Source organism: Thermovibrio ammonificans HB-1, from assembly GCF_000185805.1.
GTDB classification, from domain to species: Bacteria; Aquificota; Aquificia; order Desulfurobacteriales; family Desulfurobacteriaceae; genus Thermovibrio; species Thermovibrio ammonificans.
In genome coordinates this window covers 1,226,909-1,242,144 of the sequence record NC_014926.1, presented here as the reverse complement: position 1 = coordinate 1,242,144, position 15,236 = coordinate 1,226,909, and the positions used below count along the sequence as shown (strand labels likewise).

Sequence of the window (15,236 nt, the reverse complement as noted above, 5' to 3'; positions counted from 1 at the left end):
TACCATAGGCGGTTTAAAGGTCTGTCCATTTAAGGGTTATAACGTCTACGGGGCAGTTTTCAACGCACAGTCCGCACCCGTTACAGGCTTCGGGTTTCATAACTACGGCCTTATTTCCGCTCATTTCAAAGACGCCTGTCGGGCACACATCTACGCATATTTCACACCCTATACACCTTTCCTGGTCTATGTAGGGGATAACTTTCACTTTATCCTCATTTTAAACGCCTTAACCGTGTTGAAAAGGAGCATTGTTATGGTCATGGGGCCTACCCCTCCGGGAACCGGAGTTATGGCAGCCGCTTTCTCTTTAACTTTTTCAAAATCTACATCTCCTACTATCTTACCATTAACCCGGCTTATGCCTATGTCGATTACAACGGCTCCCTCCTTGACCATATCCGCCTTTATAAGGTGGGGAACGCCGGTTGCCACGCAGAGTATATCGGCCTGTCGGGTATAGGCCGCAAGGTCTTTTGTGTATACGTGGCAGACCGAAACTGTGGCGTTTGCGTTAAGGAGCATATTTGCAAGGGGTTTGCCCACTATGTTGCTGTGGCCCACCATAACGGCGTTTTTGCCCTGAAGCTCTATGTTGTACTCCTCAAAGAACTTCATAACACCCGCCGGCGTGCAGGGCATTAGTCCTTCGTCGTAGAGGCCCAGCATACACTTTCCGGCGTTTACCGGGTGGAAGCCGTCAACGTCTTTCTCGGGCGAGATGTAGTTGAGAACTTCCCTGCACGAAAGGTGCTCCGGCAGCGGTAGCTGGACTATTATGCCGTCTACCGTCTCGTCTTCGTTGAGCTTAAAAACCCTCTCGTTGAGCTCTTCCTGTGTAACCGTTTCGGGGAGTTTAAGAACCACGGAGTTTATACCCACCTTCTGGCACGCCTTCTCCTTGTTCCTCACGTATATCTCGCTTGCCGGGTTGTTGCCCACCAGGACAACCGCAAGGGTGGGAGCCCTGCCGAACCGCTCCTTTAGGGCTTCAACTTCCTCCTTTATCTGGGCCCTTATCTTCTCGGAAAGCGCCTTACCGTCCAGTATAACTGCCATCTTCTCTCCTCTCGTAGAGCTTGTAGATTCTCTCAAAGGAGGTTATCTGCTTGAGCTGAGGGTCGTATTCAAACACAACGCCGCACAGCTGAATGAGCTTCGGCTTTTCGGGGACCTTAAAGCGGACCGGCAGCTGCTTAACGAACCTTTCGACCCCCTCTGCCGGCTCCATCCCTATTACCGAGTCTGTTGCGCCGCACATCCCTAAGTCGGTTATGTAGAGTGTTCCTTTAGGCAGCAGCCTCAGGTCGGCCGTCTGAACGTGGGTGTGGGTTCCGTAAACGGCCGTTGCCCTGCCGTCTGCGTAGAACCCGAAGGCCTGCTTCTCGGAGGAAGCTTCCCCGTGGAAGTCAACTATTACAAGGTCTGCCTCGTTCTCCTCTACCACTTTGTCGAACACTTTGAAGGGGTTGTCCAGGCACTCCATAAACACCCGGCCCATCAGGTTAACAACCAGAACTTTCAGCCCTTTAACCTCTACGGTTATGAACCCTTTGCCGGGCGTGCCCTCGGGGTAGTTGGCCGGCCTTAAAATGGGGTAGTTGTCTATGAACTGGAAAATCTCCTTCTTGTCGAAGGTGTGGTTACCTCCCGTTATAACGTCTACGCCGTAGGAGAGGAGGGCTTTGGTTATCTTCTCGGTGAGCCCGAAGCCTCCGGCGGCGTTCTCGCCGTTCGCTATGCAGAGGTCTATCTCCTTTCCGTGCTCCTGAAGCCACAGGTGGAGGGCCCTCCTTCCGGGCCTGCCTACAACGTCCCCTATAAGGGCTACTCTCACAGGACCTCCAGCTCCTTTGCCAGTTTTTCCGCCTGCTCTTTTAGGTGTAGCGGTGAGTCTGTGTTGCATATGAGGTAATGGGCGTATTTTAACTTTTCCCCGTAGGGAAGCTGAAGGGAATCTCTCCTTAGGGCCTCTGCTATCCCGAACTTCCGGGCTGCCCTCAGGATTCTCTGACCCCTGTAGGCGAACACAACGGCCACCTTGTCGAAGTGCTCCTGCCAGCCGTACTCCACCATTACTGCCGCTTCAACCACCGCCAAGGGGTGTTTTGAGCCTATCTGGGCTATCCTTTCCAGTATTAGGGGGTGGGTTATGGAGGTGAGGAGCTTCAGCTTCTCGGGCTCTCTGAATACCAGGTCGGCAAGCTTTTTGGTGGATATCTCGCCGTCGGGCCTGAGTATCTGCTTGCCGAAGGCTTCAACTACGGGCCCGTGGGCCGGGGCGTTTTTCTTCAGGAGCTCTTTGCCTATGTCGTCTGCGCTGTAAACGGGAAGGCCGAAGCTCTTTAAGAAGGCACAGAAAGTGGACTTTCCCGCCCCTATGTTACCCGTTACCCCCAGTAGCAATGCTTCCCTCCTTTTTCTCCAGGAAGCTCTCGAATATTGGAACTGCCATTACCGCAACTGGAACCGCTATCACGATGCCGAGGAAGCCTCCGGCGTAGCCTCCTACGAAGGTTGCAAGGAGAATCAGTATCGGGTTTATTCCGGTTGTTCTGCTCATAACCAGCGGGTAAATCAGGTTCTCGAGCCCCACTTCAGTGAGGAAAACGATTAAAACCCCTATAACGGCGCTCCAGGTTCCGTTGTCGAAGGCCGCAAGCAGGAGCGACGGTATGAGGCCCGAGAAGAAGCCGACGTAGGGAATCATGTTTAAAACGCCTGCAATGAACCCTATGAGGAGCGCGTACTTTATCTTTACAAGCCACAGCCCTACGCTTAGGTAGACCCCTACGAAAACCGCAACGGCCACCTGCCCCAGCAGGTAGCTCGACAGGGAGGAGTGGACCTTGTCTATCAGGGCCTTAAGCTCGGCCTGTATCCTCTTGGGGGCCGTTTTTATGTAGAGCTCTAAAACCTTGTCTCCGGTTGTTAAGAAGTAGTAGGTGAGGAAGGGGATTACGAACAGGTTGATGAGTATCGAGAGTATGGAGAAGACCCCCGAGAAGAGCTTCGATAGCAGGTTCCCTATGGGCAGGTTCCCGAGTTTGCTGTAGAGCTCCTTGATTATCTCGTGGAAGCCTTCTGCGTTGAAGTGGAACCTTTTTAGCAGGTGCTCTCCGAAGGTTTTGTAGATTACGGCGTCGAGCTTCTGCATAAGCGTGGGCAGGTAGGTGATGAAGCTCTGAACCTGTTCGAAGATTGTTGGGAGTATGATGAAAAGGGTGATGAAGATTACGAGCCCTATTGCGGCCAGCGTTGAGGCGGCCGCCAGCTTAACGTTCCCCTTGAAGCTCTTTTTGAAAAAGCCAAATAGTGGGTGGAACAGGTAGGCCACCGTTGATGCTATGAAGAAGGGCATTACGGCGGGCTTCAGCAGGAAGAGCAGGGCAATCAGGACAACGATGGTTGTAAACAGGTAGATTTCCGCAAGGTATCTACTCACTACTGAGCTCCCCTATCCCCTTCACCGTGTACTCAACGGCAGAGGCAACGGTGAAGGCCGCCGTTGTTAAGTAGAGCCCCTTTAAACAGATAGTGTTACACAGCTGGAAGTTCAAGTGGAGCAGCGTTATCAGTATGGTTGTGAACTGCAAAAACGCAGTGGCCTTCCCCAGGGGCGTGGGGCGGAGCTTCTTGAGCTTGCCGAATGCAGACAGCAGCCACCCTCCTGAGAGTATGAGGAGGTCCCGGGAAATCACTATCACCGTTAGCCACGGCGGTATCTTGCCGTCTGCGTAGGAGAGGAAGAGGAAACCCGAGTCTATGAGGGCTTTGTCTGCCAGCGGGTCCATGATTACGCCCAGCTGGGAAACCTGGTTCAGGCGCCTTGCCAGGAAGCCGTCGAGGGCGTCGCTCACTGCGGCGGCAAGGAAAACCAAGAGTGCCAGCTTGAACTCCCTGTAAAAAGAGGCCATAATGAATGCTGGTACCATAAAGACCCTGAAGAGCGTTATCAGGTTGGGAACGGTTACCACCTTTCCTCCGGAGGTTTCGGTGAACCCTCTTCTGGTTGAGCAGTTAATTGTAAACTTTCTCAACGAAGACCTGGGCGTTGTTGGGGATATTACCAGTAGCGCCCTGCCCTCCAAAAGGGTAGAGGCCGTTTTTATAGCCAAGGAGGAGTGCCTCCTGTGCGGCCTTCCCTTTGCTCGCAAGGTCTTCTCCCTTTACGACCCTTCAGTGGAGTTTACTCCCCTTTTGGGTGAGGGGGAGCTTTTAAAGCCCGGGACGGTTTTCGCGAGAGTTGAGGGTCCGGTTTCCTCGATTCTCACCTGTGAGAGAACCGCTCTGAACCTCCTTCAGCGTTTAAGCGGTATAGCCACCAACACCAGACGGTTCGTAGAGGCGCTGAAGGGCTCTCGGGTGAAGCTCCTTGACACCAGAAAAACGACTCCCGGCCTCAGGCTCTTTGAGAAGTACGCCACCAGGGTGGGAGGTGCCCTTAACCACCGGTTCGGCCTTTACGATGCCGTTATGGTTAAAGATAACCACATAGCAGCCTGCGGCGGTGTAGAGGAGGCCGTCAGGCGGGTTTGTGCCGTTAAGCCGGCAACCGCAAAGGTCGAGGTGGAGGTTCAGAACTGGAACGAGCTCCGCCAACTCCTTCCCGTTTTAGACCTTGTAGACATAGTTATGCTCGACAACTGGCCCCTTGAGGAAGTTCCCGAGGCGGTAGAGCTCTTAAGAAAGCGCTCCTCGGTTAAAATTGAGCTGTCGGGAGGTATAACCCTTGATACCCTGAAGAGGGTGGCCGCCCTTCCCGTTGACTACGTTTCCACGAGTAAGCTTATAACTGCCGCTACCTGGGTCGATTTAAGCGTAGAGGTGTGTGGGGATGGGACTGCCTACGATGAACGTTCTTGACGGCCTGATAATCATCATTCTCGGTTGGAACCTGATAAGGGGCTTTAACAAGGGGCTCGTAGAGGAGCTTCTCTCCCTTTCCGGAATGGTGGTCAGCCTCTACGGTGCCTATAAGCTCACCCCCTTTGTTGCCAAGAAGCTGGTAGGTTACGCCGACCCTACAACCCTCCTCTTTACCGGGGCCGTTGTCTATACGGTTCTCTACCTTGTTGCCAAGTACTTCGCCTCTTTAATAGACAGGAAGGTCAGGAAAACCGCCCTCAACTTCATCAACAACGTTCTCGGCTTCTTCTTCGGCATCTTCAGGGGCTACTTCATAGCCGCCGTTATCGTTTTCATCGTTGCGGTTATCTCCCCCGACGGCTACCTGATAAAGCGCTCCAGCTTGGGCGGGATGACCGTTCCCCTTATAAATAAGGCCCTTGAGTACCTGCCCGATATGAATAAAAAGGTTTTGAGGAACTGGCGCATTGCCGAAGGATACCTTGTGAGGAACTGGTACAGGCTTATAGGGAAGGCCCGGGAGGAAGCTCCCAGGCTCAAGTCCCGGCTGAAGGAAGAGGAGAAGAAGCTCTAAACGCCTACGGAAGCCATGTAGGCTATGAGGTCTACCAGCCTGTTTGAGTAGCCCCACTCGTTGTCGTACCAGGCGAGAACCTTAACCAGCTTGCCGTTGATTACATCGGTTGAGAGGCCGTCAACTATCGAGGAGTGGGGGTCGCCGAGGTAGTCTATGGAAACCAGAGGCTCTTCGCTGTATCCGAGTATCCCTTTGAGCTCTCCCTCTGCGGCCTCTTTAAGGGCGGCGTTTACCTCCTCTACGGTAACTTCCCTCTCAACCTCGCAGACGAAGTCGATAAGTGAAACGTCTGCAGTGGGAACCCTTATGGCGATTCCGTTGAACTTCCCTTTGAGCTCGGGGATTACAAGGCCTACGGCCTTTGCGGCTCCGGTGGTTGTCGGAATCATCGAGAGGGCTGCAGCCCTTGCACGCCTTAAGTCTTTGTGGGGAGCATCAAGGAGCCTCTGGTCCATTGTGTAGGAGTGTACCGTTGTGAGGAAACCCGAAACTATGCCGAACTTCTCAAGGAGCACCTTTGCAACGGGGGCGAGGCAGTTCGTTGTGCAGGAGGCGTTGGATACGATTCTGTGCTTTTCGGGGTCGTACTCTTTGTTGTTTACGCCCATAACGATTGTTATGTCGGGCTCCTTTGCCGGTGCGGAGATTACAACCCTCTTTGCCCCGGCCTTAAGGTGCTTGCTTGCACCTTCCCTGTCGCGGAACCTTCCGGTTGCCTCCAGAACTACGTCTACTCCCAGCTCACCCCAGGGAAGCTCCTCGGGGTTGGGGTCGGCGTAAACCTTGATGGACTTGCCGTCTATTACTATGGAGTCTCCTTCGGCGTAAACTTCTGCGTTGAACCTGCCGTGGACCGAGTCGTACTTGAGCAGGTGGGCGAGGGTTTTTGCGTCTGTAAGGTCGTTGATTGCAACCACCTCTATTTCGGGGTGGCTGTGGGCGATTCGGTAGAAGCTCCTTCCGATTCTGCCGAATCCATTTATGGCTACTTTAACAGCCATAGCTCCTCCCTATGGATAGTTGGTTTTCTACAATAATAACCTTTAAACGGTGAAATCTCAAAAGGGGTTAGGGCTTGGAAGGTGTTCTGACCGCCCTGGTCATATTTCTCGTGCTGCTTTTCTCCGTTGCCACTCTTGCTTTTCTCTACGAGAGGCGTAAGAGGAGGGAGCTTCTGAACCAGATGCGCCGGCTGAGGCGGGAGCTCCGACGCCGGGAGCCCCCCGTAGACCGCTCTAAGCTCCTTGCCCGTGCCCTCTCGCTCATTCGCGAGGGAATAGTGATAATGGACCCTTACGGCAGGATTGTTTTCACCAACCGGTTTGCGAGGGAGCTCCTTGATATAAAGCCCGAGGATACCGGTAAGTTCTTCTACCAGGCGATAAAGAACTTCGACATAGTCTCCCTCATAAACGAGGCTTTTAACGAGAAGTACAAGGTGTGGCAGGAGAAAAAGGTTAAAGACCGTTACGTTCAGATAATTTTCGGCTCCGATATGGACGAGAAGGTTCTGCTCCTCATAGACTTAACGCCCATAAAGCAGTATGAGAACCTGAAAAAGGACTTTATAGCCAACGCCTCCCACGAGCTCAAAACGCCCCTTGCGGCCCTGAAGCTCTCCCTTGAAGCCCTTGAGGAGGAGTGTGGTAACAACCCTAAGGCCTCCCACTTCGTTAAGAGGGCCCTTGAGAGGATTACTTTCATGGAGCAGCTCATAGAGGACTTCCTGACCCTCTCGAGGCTCGACAGTACAAACCTTACGGTGAAGCTCCAGGAAGTTGAGCTTCTCCCCCTTGTAAGAGAGATACTGAAGGGGCTCTCCGACTTTATAGTGAGGAAGCAGCTGAAGGTGAAGCTCTCGGTTCCCCAGGAGGCGGCCGTTTACGCCGACGAGAAGATGCTCTATGCAGTTTTGAAGAACCTCATAGATAACGCCATAAAGTACAACAGGGACGGTGGAGAGATTGAAATCTCCTTCAGGGAGCACGCCAAGGAGGTTGAGATATCGGTTTGCGATACCGGTTACGGTATTCCTAAGTCCCACCTGCCTTTCATCTTTGAGCGGTTTTACCGGGTTGAGCGCTCGAGGTCGAGGAAGCTGGGAGGAACGGGGCTCGGCCTCTCGATAGTGAAGCTGGCCGTTGACAAGATGGGAGGTAAGGTTGAGGTTGAGACCCGCGAGGGGGAGGGAACCTGTTTCCGCGTTTACCTTCCGAAAAGGGGCGTGTGATAATATTTACCCACCACGCACTGTGGGGGCAGAATGAAGAAGCTGTTTTTATGCCTTTTCCTTCTCTGTGCGCTCTTTGTCCCTTCCCTTGCTAAAGAGCAGTTCGTCGGCGAGAAGGTTGAGAAAGTAGAGGTTATAGGCAACGAGCTCGTTCCGAAGAGCACGATTCTCTACTACATATCCGAAAAGCCCGGAACAACTTTTTCACCCGAGAAGGTTGCCAAGGATATAAGAACCCTCTTTAAGCTCGGCTACTTCGAGAACATATCGGTTGACGTAAAGCAGGGTAAAAAGGGCGTTATCCTGAGGTACTTTGTTAAGGAGAAGCCCATAATTACCGACATCGTTTTTAAGGGGAACAAGCACGTCTCCTCCCGGAAGCTTAAGAAGGCCCTCGGGCTTGTTACCGAGGAGGGAGAAGAAACAAAACTTCAGACTCCTCTGAGCTACAAGTACCTCGATAAACTCGTTCAGAAGATAAAGGCCTACTACGCCAAGCACGGCTTCTCCGGAACGGAGGTCTACTACACGATAGAGAGGGTTTCCCCCACGAAGGCGGTTGCAACCTTCGTGATAAACGAGGGTAAGCAGGCCACCGTTTGCGACACAGAGATAAAGGGCAACAAGGCCATATCTGCCAGCGACATAAAGGATGTGCTTGTTACCAAGGAGAAGTCTATACTCCACCTGCGGTTTACAGCTCCCCTTTCCAAGGAGAACCTTAAAAAGGACGTGGAGAGGATAAAGAAGCTCTACTACAGCCGCGGCTACCTCGATGTGGAGGTGGGTAAGCCGGTTGTTGTTCACGAGAAGGGCAACTGCTACAAAGTTGTTTACGTTATAAAACACGAGGGTAAGCCCTACAGGTTCGGCAAGATACTCTTTGAGGGCAACAGGCTCTTCAGTGCCCGTGATTTCCTGAAGCTTGATAAGAAGGTTAGGCCCGGTAAGCGGTTTAACCAGAAGGCTATAGAGGAGCTCAAAAGGCGCATAATCAGAAAGTACGGAGAGCTGGGCTACATCTTTGCCGTTGTAAACCCCGAGGTGAGGCTTCACCCGGATAAGCACACGGCCGACGTTATCTTCCACATTTACGAAGGTGAGCGGGCCTATATCAGGTGGATAAGGATTCACGGCAACGTGGCTACGAGGGATAGGACTATAAGGAGGGAGCTCGACCTTTACGAGACCGGCGTTTTCAACACGGTTCGCCTTGAGCGCTCCGTCAGGAGGCTCTTTAACACCGGCTACTTTGAGAACGTTGAGGTTAAGCCTAAAGTTATTGAGGGAACTAACAAGGTTGATGTAGACGTTGACGTTAAGGAGCGCCTGACTGGCGTTTTCTCTATAGGTGCGGGCTACAGCTCTGTTTCAAAGCTGGTTGCGATGGCGAGCATCTCTAAGGGGAACCTGTTCGGGACCGGAGACTCCGGCTCCATCAGCCTGCAGGCCGGTTCAAGGGTCTTCGACTTCTCCCTTTCCTATAACCATATGTGGTGGCTCGACAGGCCCCAGACCCTCTCTCTGGGCCTCTACCACAACAGGTACGAGTACTTCACCTACACGACCAAGAAGACCGGCTTTTCCGCCCTTGTAAGCCGCCGCTGGAGGGAAGACTGGAACGTAGGTCTGGGTTACCTCATAGAGAGGGATAAGATTACCGACATAAGCGATACGGCCCCCGACATTGTAAAGAGCGAAGAGGGGACCCACCGTATAGGAATGGTTACCACCTTTGTTTCCCGGGACCTCAGGGATAACAGGTTCCTCCCCCACAGGGGAACCTACTTCCGCACTACCCTGCAGGTGGCCAGTAACGTTTTCGGCGGAGACAGGGACTTTTACAAGCTGGTTGGCGACTACGCTTACTACTTCAACTTAAACGACCTGCCCGTTGACTGGGAACTTCCCTTCGTCGCCTCGGTTCACGCCCGCATCGGCTACGCGAGCGCCTTCGGCGGAACGAGCCGGCTGCCGATAGACTACAGGTTCTACGTAGGCGGCGATACCACTATAAGGGGATTCAAGTGGGGTGAGGCCGGCCCGAAGGACTCCAACGGTGACCCCGAGGGAGCCAACAGGGAGCTCATTTTCAACTTCCAGCTGGGTTACGACGTTACCAAGATGCTCAGGCTTATAGCCTTTGTAGATGTTGGAGGAGGCTGGTGGGATAAGTACGACTTGGGCAGGCTCAGGAAGTCGGCCGGTGTTGGCCTCAGGGTACTGACGCCGATGGGGCCCATAAGGCTCGACCTGGGCTGGAAGCTCGACAGGAAGCCCGGAGAGAGTGCCTCCGAGTGGCACTTCGGCATGGGAAGCTACTTCTAACGAGATTGGAGGATAGAGTATGAGAAAAGCGCTTTTGGCACTTGCCGTTACGGTTTTGGCAGGAACGTTTGCGCCCTACTCGACCGTTTGTGCTGCCGAGGCCGTTAAGTACGAAGTCTACTTTGTTAACCTTCAGAGGGCCCTTAACGAGTCTAACAAGGGTAAGCAGGCAAGGGCCCTGATAGATGCGAAGATAGCCAAGGCGAAGCAGAAGCTCAAGCAGATGGAGGCCGAGGTAAGGAAGCTCCAGAAGGAGCTTCAGAGCCCCGTTCTCAGCCAAACCGAGAAAGACAAGAAAGAGCTTGAGCTTCAGAAGAAACTCAGCCAGATAAGGCAGTTCAAGCAGGAGACCCAGCTCGAAATAGCCCAGCTCGAGCAGAAGTACACCAACCAGATACTCAAGGAACTTGTGGAGCTTATCCGCAAGTACCGCAAGGAAAAAAACATCCCCGTTATACTGGACCCGAGGGAGGCCGGCGTTATAGCCGCCGACCCGAAGTTGGACCTTACCGATACCATAATTAAACTCTACAATCAGCAGGCGGGAAGATGAGGTTAGGGGAGATAGCCCAGGTTCTCGGCTGCAGGGTTATAGGCGACGACTCCGTTACCATAAAAGGCGTTGCCGAAATCCACTCTGCCGGGCCTGGGCAGATAACTTTCCTGACAAATCCTAAGTACAGAAAATTCCTTAAAAGCACAAAGGCTTCGGCCGTTCTCGTCGGCGAGCCTATAGAAGGTCTTGAGCTTCCTCAGCTCGTCTGTAAAGAGCCTTACGTGGCCTTCGCCAAGCTCTTAGACCTTTTCAACCCGGAAACTCTGCCCGCCCCGGGCGTGTCCGACAGCGCCCACATCTGCGAAGGTGTAGAAATCGGGAAAGACTGTTACATAGGCCCCAACGTTTACATCGGCGAGGGAACCGTTATAGGCAGAGAGGTTTACCTCTTCCCCGGGGTCTACGTGGGGCGTAACTGCCGTATAGGCGACGGAACCGTTCTGTTCCCCGGGGTAAAAATTTACGACCGGGTGAAGATAGGCAGGGCCGTAAGGATTCACGCCGGCGCGGTTGTAGGTTCCGACGGTTTCGGCTACGCCTTCAGCAAGGAGGAGAAGAAGATATACAAAATCCCCCAAACCGGCGGCGTTGTTATAGAGGACCTCGTCGAGATAGGGGCCAACACCACCATAGACAGGGGAACGATTGGTGATACGGTAATCGGCGAGGGCACCAAAATAGACAACCTCGTTCAGATAGGCCACAACGTTAAGATAGGTAGGTACTGTTTTATCGTTTCCCAGGTTGGAATCTCGGGGAGCACGAAAATAGGCGACTTTGTTACTCTTGCCGGTAAGGTGGGGGTTGCCGGCCATATAGAGATAGCCAGCAACGTAACCGTTGCCGCAAAGGCCGGTATCACAAAGAGCATTAAGGAGCCGGGCACCTATGCAGGCTTTCCGGCAAGGCCTTACAAGGAGTGGCGCAGAATCCAGGCCCTTGTAGACAGGCTTCCCGAGCTTTACCAGAAAATCAAAGAGCTTGCCAGAGTCATAAAGAGATAGGGAGGGAATATGGAGTACCACGTAAAGGACCTTTCTCTTGCGGAGCAGGGGAAGAACAGGATTGAGTGGGCAGAGATGGACATGCCCGTTCTCAGGAAGAAGATAAGGGAGCGTTTCATCAAGGAAAAACCCCTGAAGGGGATTACCATAGGGGCTTGCCTTCACGTTACAACCGAAACGGCGAACCTGATGAGGACTCTAAAGGAGGGGGGAGCCGACGTCTACCTGTGTGCCTCCAACCCCCTCTCCACTCAAGACGACGTTGCAGCCGCACTCGTTAAGTACTACGACATTCCCGTATTTGCAATTAAAGGGGAAGACGAGCAGACCTACTACATGCACATAGAGGAGGTTCTGAGCCGTAAGCCCCAAATTACAATGGACGACGGTGCAGACCTCATCTCCACCCTCCACATGAAGCACCAGGAGCTTATTCCCAACGTAATCGGCGGAACCGAGGAGACCACAACCGGGGTTATCCGCCTCAGGGCCATGGCAAAGAGTGGAGCCCTTAAGTTCCCAGTTATTGCCGTTAATGAAGCCCTTACAAAGCACCTGTTCGACAACAGGTACGGAACCGGCCAATCCACAATAGACGGCATTTTAAGGGCCACCAACAGGCTCATTGCCGGCTCCGTTTTTGTGGTTGCAGGTTACGGCTGGTGCGGTAAGGGCGTGGCCATGAGGGCCAAAGGTATGGGGGCCGAGGTTATAGTGACGGAGGTAGACCCCATAAAGGCGATAGAGGCGAGGATGGACGGCTTCAGGGTTATGCCCATGGCTGAGGCCGCAAAGCTTGGGGATATCTTCTGTACCGTTACGGGCAACATCCACGTTATAAGGAGGGAGCACTTTGAGCTTATGAAAGACGGTGCGATAGTGTGCAACTCCGGCCACTTCAACGTTGAGATAGACATACCCGCCCTCGAGGAGATGGCCGTTGAAAAGAGGCGCGTAAGGCCCTTTGTAGACGAGTATAAACTACCCGACGGCAGGAGAATCTACCTGCTTGCAGAGGGCCGGCTCGTTAACCTTGCCGCTGCCGAGGGACACCCCGCCTCCGTTATGGATATGAGCTTTGCCAACCAAGCCCTCTCTGCCGAGTACCTGGTTAAAAACGGTAAGGGCTTAAAGCCCGATGTTTACGTTGTTCCCGAACAGATAGACAGAGAGGTGGCCAGGCTGAAACTGGACGCTATGGGTATAGAGATAGATGAACTTACACCCGAACAGGTTGAGTACCTCAACTCTTGGGAGATGGGCACTTAGCCTTCTTCTCCTCTTCCTTTCCTCCCTTTTCACCTCCGCAGCCGGAGGGGAGGCTCACTCCCCTCCGGTTTTAACTCTGGCAGACACCTTCTACTACCAGCTTACCGGGAAGCTCCGCTCGGATATTCCCGCAACCGTTTACGACGTTGACCTTTTCGACACCCCTGCAGCTGAGATAGAGCGTTTAAAGGAGGAGGGAAAAAAAGTTATCTGTTACTTCAGTGCCGGAACTTTGGAAGTTTGGCGTCCCGATGCGAAGCTCTTCCCAAAGGATGCAGTGGGCAAGCCGGTTGAAGGCTGGCCCGGTGAGCGGTGGCTTAACGTAAACTCTCCAGTAGTCAGGGAACTTATGCTCAAAAGGCTTGAGCTTGCGGTCTTAAAAGGGTGCGATGGAGTTGAGCCCGACAACGTAGACCTTTTCACACAGAATACCGGTTTCTCGATTACCTTCGCCCAGCAGGCAGACTACAACCTCTTCCTTGCAGAGTCGGCCCACAGGCTCGGTCTGCTCGTTGCCCTGAAGAACGACCCCCTTCAGGCAGAGCTTCTCTCTCCCTACTTCGATTTTGCGATTGTTGAGCAGTGTTACGCTTTCGGCGAGTGTTTCTACTACCTGCCCTTTGTGAGGCGGGGAAAGCCCGTGTTCGACGTTGAGTACGATAAGAGTCTCCTTGTCGGGAAGAACTTTGAGAGGATGTGCAACTACTCCGAGTTGTTGAAAATAGAGATGGCCGTTTACCCAAAGAACCTCAACGGCTCTTTCGTTTTCGACTGCAGGTACGGGATTTTTAAGTAGTCGGCGGGGATGGCCCCGCCGCAAATTTAACCTTTTTTTGTTTTTGCCAGCTTAACTTCTCCCGTTTCGGGGTTGAACTCTATGCGCGGGAAGAGGATTCCTCCCTTCTCAACTTCCCTTCCTGGCTCTATTCCGCCCCAGCTCTCAAACTGCTCCGCCCGGAGTTCTTGGGCCTTTGTATCCAGTTTGAGGAGCTGAACCATCTTCTCGGCTGAAGCTGGCATGTACGGGTAGAGGAAGGCGGTGATGAACCTCAGGGCCTCAACCATGTTGTAGAGAACCGTGTCAAGCTCTGCGTCTTTCCCCTCCTTCTTCAGACTCCAGGGTGCCCTTCTGTCTATGTAGTAGTTAACAAAGCCCACAAACTGCCATATCTCGTCCAGGGCTTTTGAGAGCTCGGCCCTGGGGATAAGCTCTTTGAGGGCCTTCAGCGTTGCAAGGGCTTTATTCGCTATTTTCTTATCGAGCTCGTCAAACTCCCCTTTCGGCTCGGGGACAACGCTCTTCCTGTACTTCTTCAGCATAGAGAGGGTTCTGTTGAACAGGTTGCCCAGGTCGTTTGCAAGTTCGCCGTTTATCCTTGCCACCAGCTTCTCGTAGCTGAAGTCGCCGTCGAGTCCGAAGGAGACTTCTCTGAAGAGGAAGAACCTGACCTGGTCTACGCCGAACTTCTCCACAACCTCGAAGGGGTCTACCACGTTTCCCTTAGATTTACTCATCTTCTCGCCTTCAACAGTCCACCAGCCGTGGGCAAAGACCCTCTTCGGAACCGGAAGGCCTGCGGACATCAGGAACGCCGGCCAGTAAACGGCGTGGAACCTTAAAATGTCTTTACCGACCAAGTGGAGGTCGGCCGGCCAGTAGCGGTTGAGTCTCTCTGTATCGTCCGGGTAGCCTACTGCGGTAAGGTAGTTCGTGAGGGCGTCGAACCACACGTAGATAACGTGCTTTTCGTTTATGGGAACCGGAATGCCCCAGCTAAAGCTGGTCCTTGAGATTGATAAATCCTTGAGACCCTGTTTAACGAAGTTGATAACTTCGTTCCTGCGGAACTCGGGCCCTATGAAGTCGGGGTTCTTTTCGTAGAGCTCAAGGAGTTTGTCTTGGTATTTGCTGAGCCTGAAGAAGTAGCTTTCCTCTTTTACCCTCGTTACTTCCCTCTTGCAGGCGGGACAGAGTTTACCGTCTATGAGGTCTTTTTCGGTGTAGTAGGTTTCGCAGGGGATACAGTACCACCCTTCATACTCACCGAGGTATATGTCTCCGTTCTCGTAACACTTCATAAAGATGTGTTGAACCGCCTTTACGTGCTCCGGGTCGGTTGTTCTTATGAAGTGGTCGTAGGAGATGTTGAGAACCTCCCAGAGCTTCTTAAAAACAGGCACGAGCCGGTCTACGAACTCCTTGGGAGACATCCCCATCTTCTCGGCCGCCTGCTGAATCTTCTGGCCGTGTTCGTCGGTTCCCGTCAGGAAGAATACGTCCCTTCCGAGGAACCTGTTGAACCTTGCAACAACGTCGGCTGCCGTTGTTGTGTAGGCGTGTCCCAGGTGGGGTTTATCGTTAACGTAGTATATTGGGGTTGTTACGTAGAACTTCTCGCTCAA

At 53.1% G+C, this 15,236-nt stretch carries 16 protein-coding genes; 8 read left to right on the top strand and 8 right to left on the bottom strand.

Translation table 11 applies throughout. The features are described 5' to 3' along the window. Window positions 1-13: 13 nt before the first annotated feature. From THEAM_RS06350 to pgsA, 6 genes are read right to left on the bottom strand one after another with little or no spacing between them, the layout of a single operon-like run. Window positions 14-208, bottom strand: a complete 195-nt coding sequence (locus THEAM_RS06350; RefSeq protein WP_041439506.1) for an ATP-binding protein — start codon at window positions 206-208, stop codon at window positions 14-16. Beyond that, window positions 205-1,059 carry a bifunctional methylenetetrahydrofolate dehydrogenase/methenyltetrahydrofolate cyclohydrolase FolD gene (gene folD, locus THEAM_RS06345; RefSeq protein ID WP_013538011.1) on the bottom strand — a complete coding sequence of 285 codons (855 nt, stop codon included), beginning with the start codon at window positions 1,057-1,059 and terminating at the stop codon, window positions 205-207. Before folD ends, THEAM_RS06350 begins: the two co-directional genes overlap by 4 nt. Next, entirely contained in the window at window positions 1,037-1,837 is an 801-nt protein-coding gene (locus THEAM_RS06340) for a TIGR00282 family metallophosphoesterase (RefSeq protein WP_013538010.1), read from the bottom strand. The genes folD and THEAM_RS06340 overlap by 23 nt, the downstream gene beginning before the upstream one ends. Then, window positions 1,834-2,406, bottom strand: a complete 573-nt coding sequence (gene coaE / locus THEAM_RS06335) for a dephospho-CoA kinase (RefSeq protein ID WP_013538009.1) — start codon at window positions 2,404-2,406, stop codon at window positions 1,834-1,836. Before coaE ends, THEAM_RS06340 begins: the two co-directional genes overlap by 4 nt. After that, window positions 2,384-3,445, bottom strand: a complete 1,062-nt coding sequence (locus THEAM_RS06330) for an AI-2E family transporter (protein ID WP_013538008.1) — start codon at window positions 3,443-3,445, stop codon at window positions 2,384-2,386. The genes coaE and THEAM_RS06330 overlap by 23 nt, the downstream gene beginning before the upstream one ends. Beyond that, a complete protein-coding gene (gene pgsA, locus THEAM_RS06325) occupies window positions 3,438-3,977 on the bottom strand; it encodes a CDP-diacylglycerol--glycerol-3-phosphate 3-phosphatidyltransferase (RefSeq protein WP_013538007.1) in 540 nt (179 codons plus the stop codon). The genes THEAM_RS06330 and pgsA overlap by 8 nt, the downstream gene beginning before the upstream one ends. 19 nt (window positions 3,978-3,996) lie before the next feature. On the opposite strand from pgsA, the gene nadC reads away from it, so the two are divergent. Then, complete coding sequence (gene nadC / locus THEAM_RS06320) at window positions 3,997-4,866, top strand: carboxylating nicotinate-nucleotide diphosphorylase (protein ID WP_013538006.1); 870 nt, start codon at window positions 3,997-3,999, stop codon at window positions 4,864-4,866. Next, entirely contained in the window at window positions 4,838-5,443 is a 606-nt protein-coding gene (locus tag THEAM_RS06315; protein WP_013538005.1) for a CvpA family protein, read from the top strand. Before nadC ends, THEAM_RS06315 begins: the two co-directional genes overlap by 29 nt. Here THEAM_RS06315 and gap read toward each other — a convergent pair. Then, window positions 5,440-6,447 carry a type I glyceraldehyde-3-phosphate dehydrogenase gene (gap, locus tag THEAM_RS06310; RefSeq protein WP_013538004.1) on the bottom strand — a complete coding sequence of 336 codons (1,008 nt, stop codon included), beginning with the start codon at window positions 6,445-6,447 and terminating at the stop codon, window positions 5,440-5,442. The genes THEAM_RS06315 and gap overlap by 4 nt on opposite strands. Window positions 6,448-6,521: 74 nt before the next feature. Between gap and THEAM_RS06305 the strand changes: the two genes are divergently transcribed. Genes THEAM_RS06305 through THEAM_RS06280 form a run of 6 tightly spaced genes read left to right on the top strand, consistent with a single transcriptional unit; the run spans window position 6,522 to window position 13,629 of the window. Continuing rightward, window positions 6,522-7,676 carry a sensor histidine kinase gene (locus tag THEAM_RS06305; protein ID WP_013538003.1) on the top strand — a complete coding sequence of 385 codons (1,155 nt, stop codon included), beginning with the start codon at window positions 6,522-6,524 and terminating at the stop codon, window positions 7,674-7,676. Between the two features lie 33 nt (window positions 7,677-7,709). After that, entirely contained in the window at window positions 7,710-10,004 is a 2,295-nt protein-coding gene (gene bamA, locus THEAM_RS06300) for an outer membrane protein assembly factor BamA (protein WP_013538002.1), read from the top strand. Between the two features lie 19 nt (window positions 10,005-10,023). Then, window positions 10,024-10,557 (top strand): OmpH/Skp family outer membrane protein, encoded by a 534-nt coding sequence (locus tag THEAM_RS06295; RefSeq protein WP_013538001.1) that lies wholly within the window; start codon window positions 10,024-10,026, stop codon window positions 10,555-10,557. Further along, window positions 10,554-11,564 carry a UDP-3-O-(3-hydroxymyristoyl)glucosamine N-acyltransferase gene (gene lpxD / locus THEAM_RS06290; protein ID WP_013538000.1) on the top strand — a complete coding sequence of 337 codons (1,011 nt, stop codon included), beginning with the start codon at window positions 10,554-10,556 and terminating at the stop codon, window positions 11,562-11,564. The genes THEAM_RS06295 and lpxD overlap by 4 nt, the downstream gene beginning before the upstream one ends. Before the next feature lie 9 nt (window positions 11,565-11,573). Continuing rightward, window positions 11,574-12,833, top strand: a complete 1,260-nt coding sequence (ahcY, locus tag THEAM_RS06285; RefSeq protein WP_013537999.1) for an adenosylhomocysteinase — start codon at window positions 11,574-11,576, stop codon at window positions 12,831-12,833. Then, entirely contained in the window at window positions 12,778-13,629 is an 852-nt protein-coding gene (locus THEAM_RS06280; RefSeq protein WP_013537998.1) for an endo alpha-1,4 polygalactosaminidase, read from the top strand. The genes ahcY and THEAM_RS06280 overlap by 56 nt, the downstream gene beginning before the upstream one ends. Window positions 13,630-13,655: 26 nt before the next feature. Here the strand turns inward: THEAM_RS06280 and metG are convergent, their stop codons facing one another. Further along, complete coding sequence (metG, locus tag THEAM_RS06275; RefSeq protein WP_013537997.1) at window positions 13,656-15,236, bottom strand: methionine--tRNA ligase; 1,581 nt, start codon at window positions 15,234-15,236, stop codon at window positions 13,656-13,658.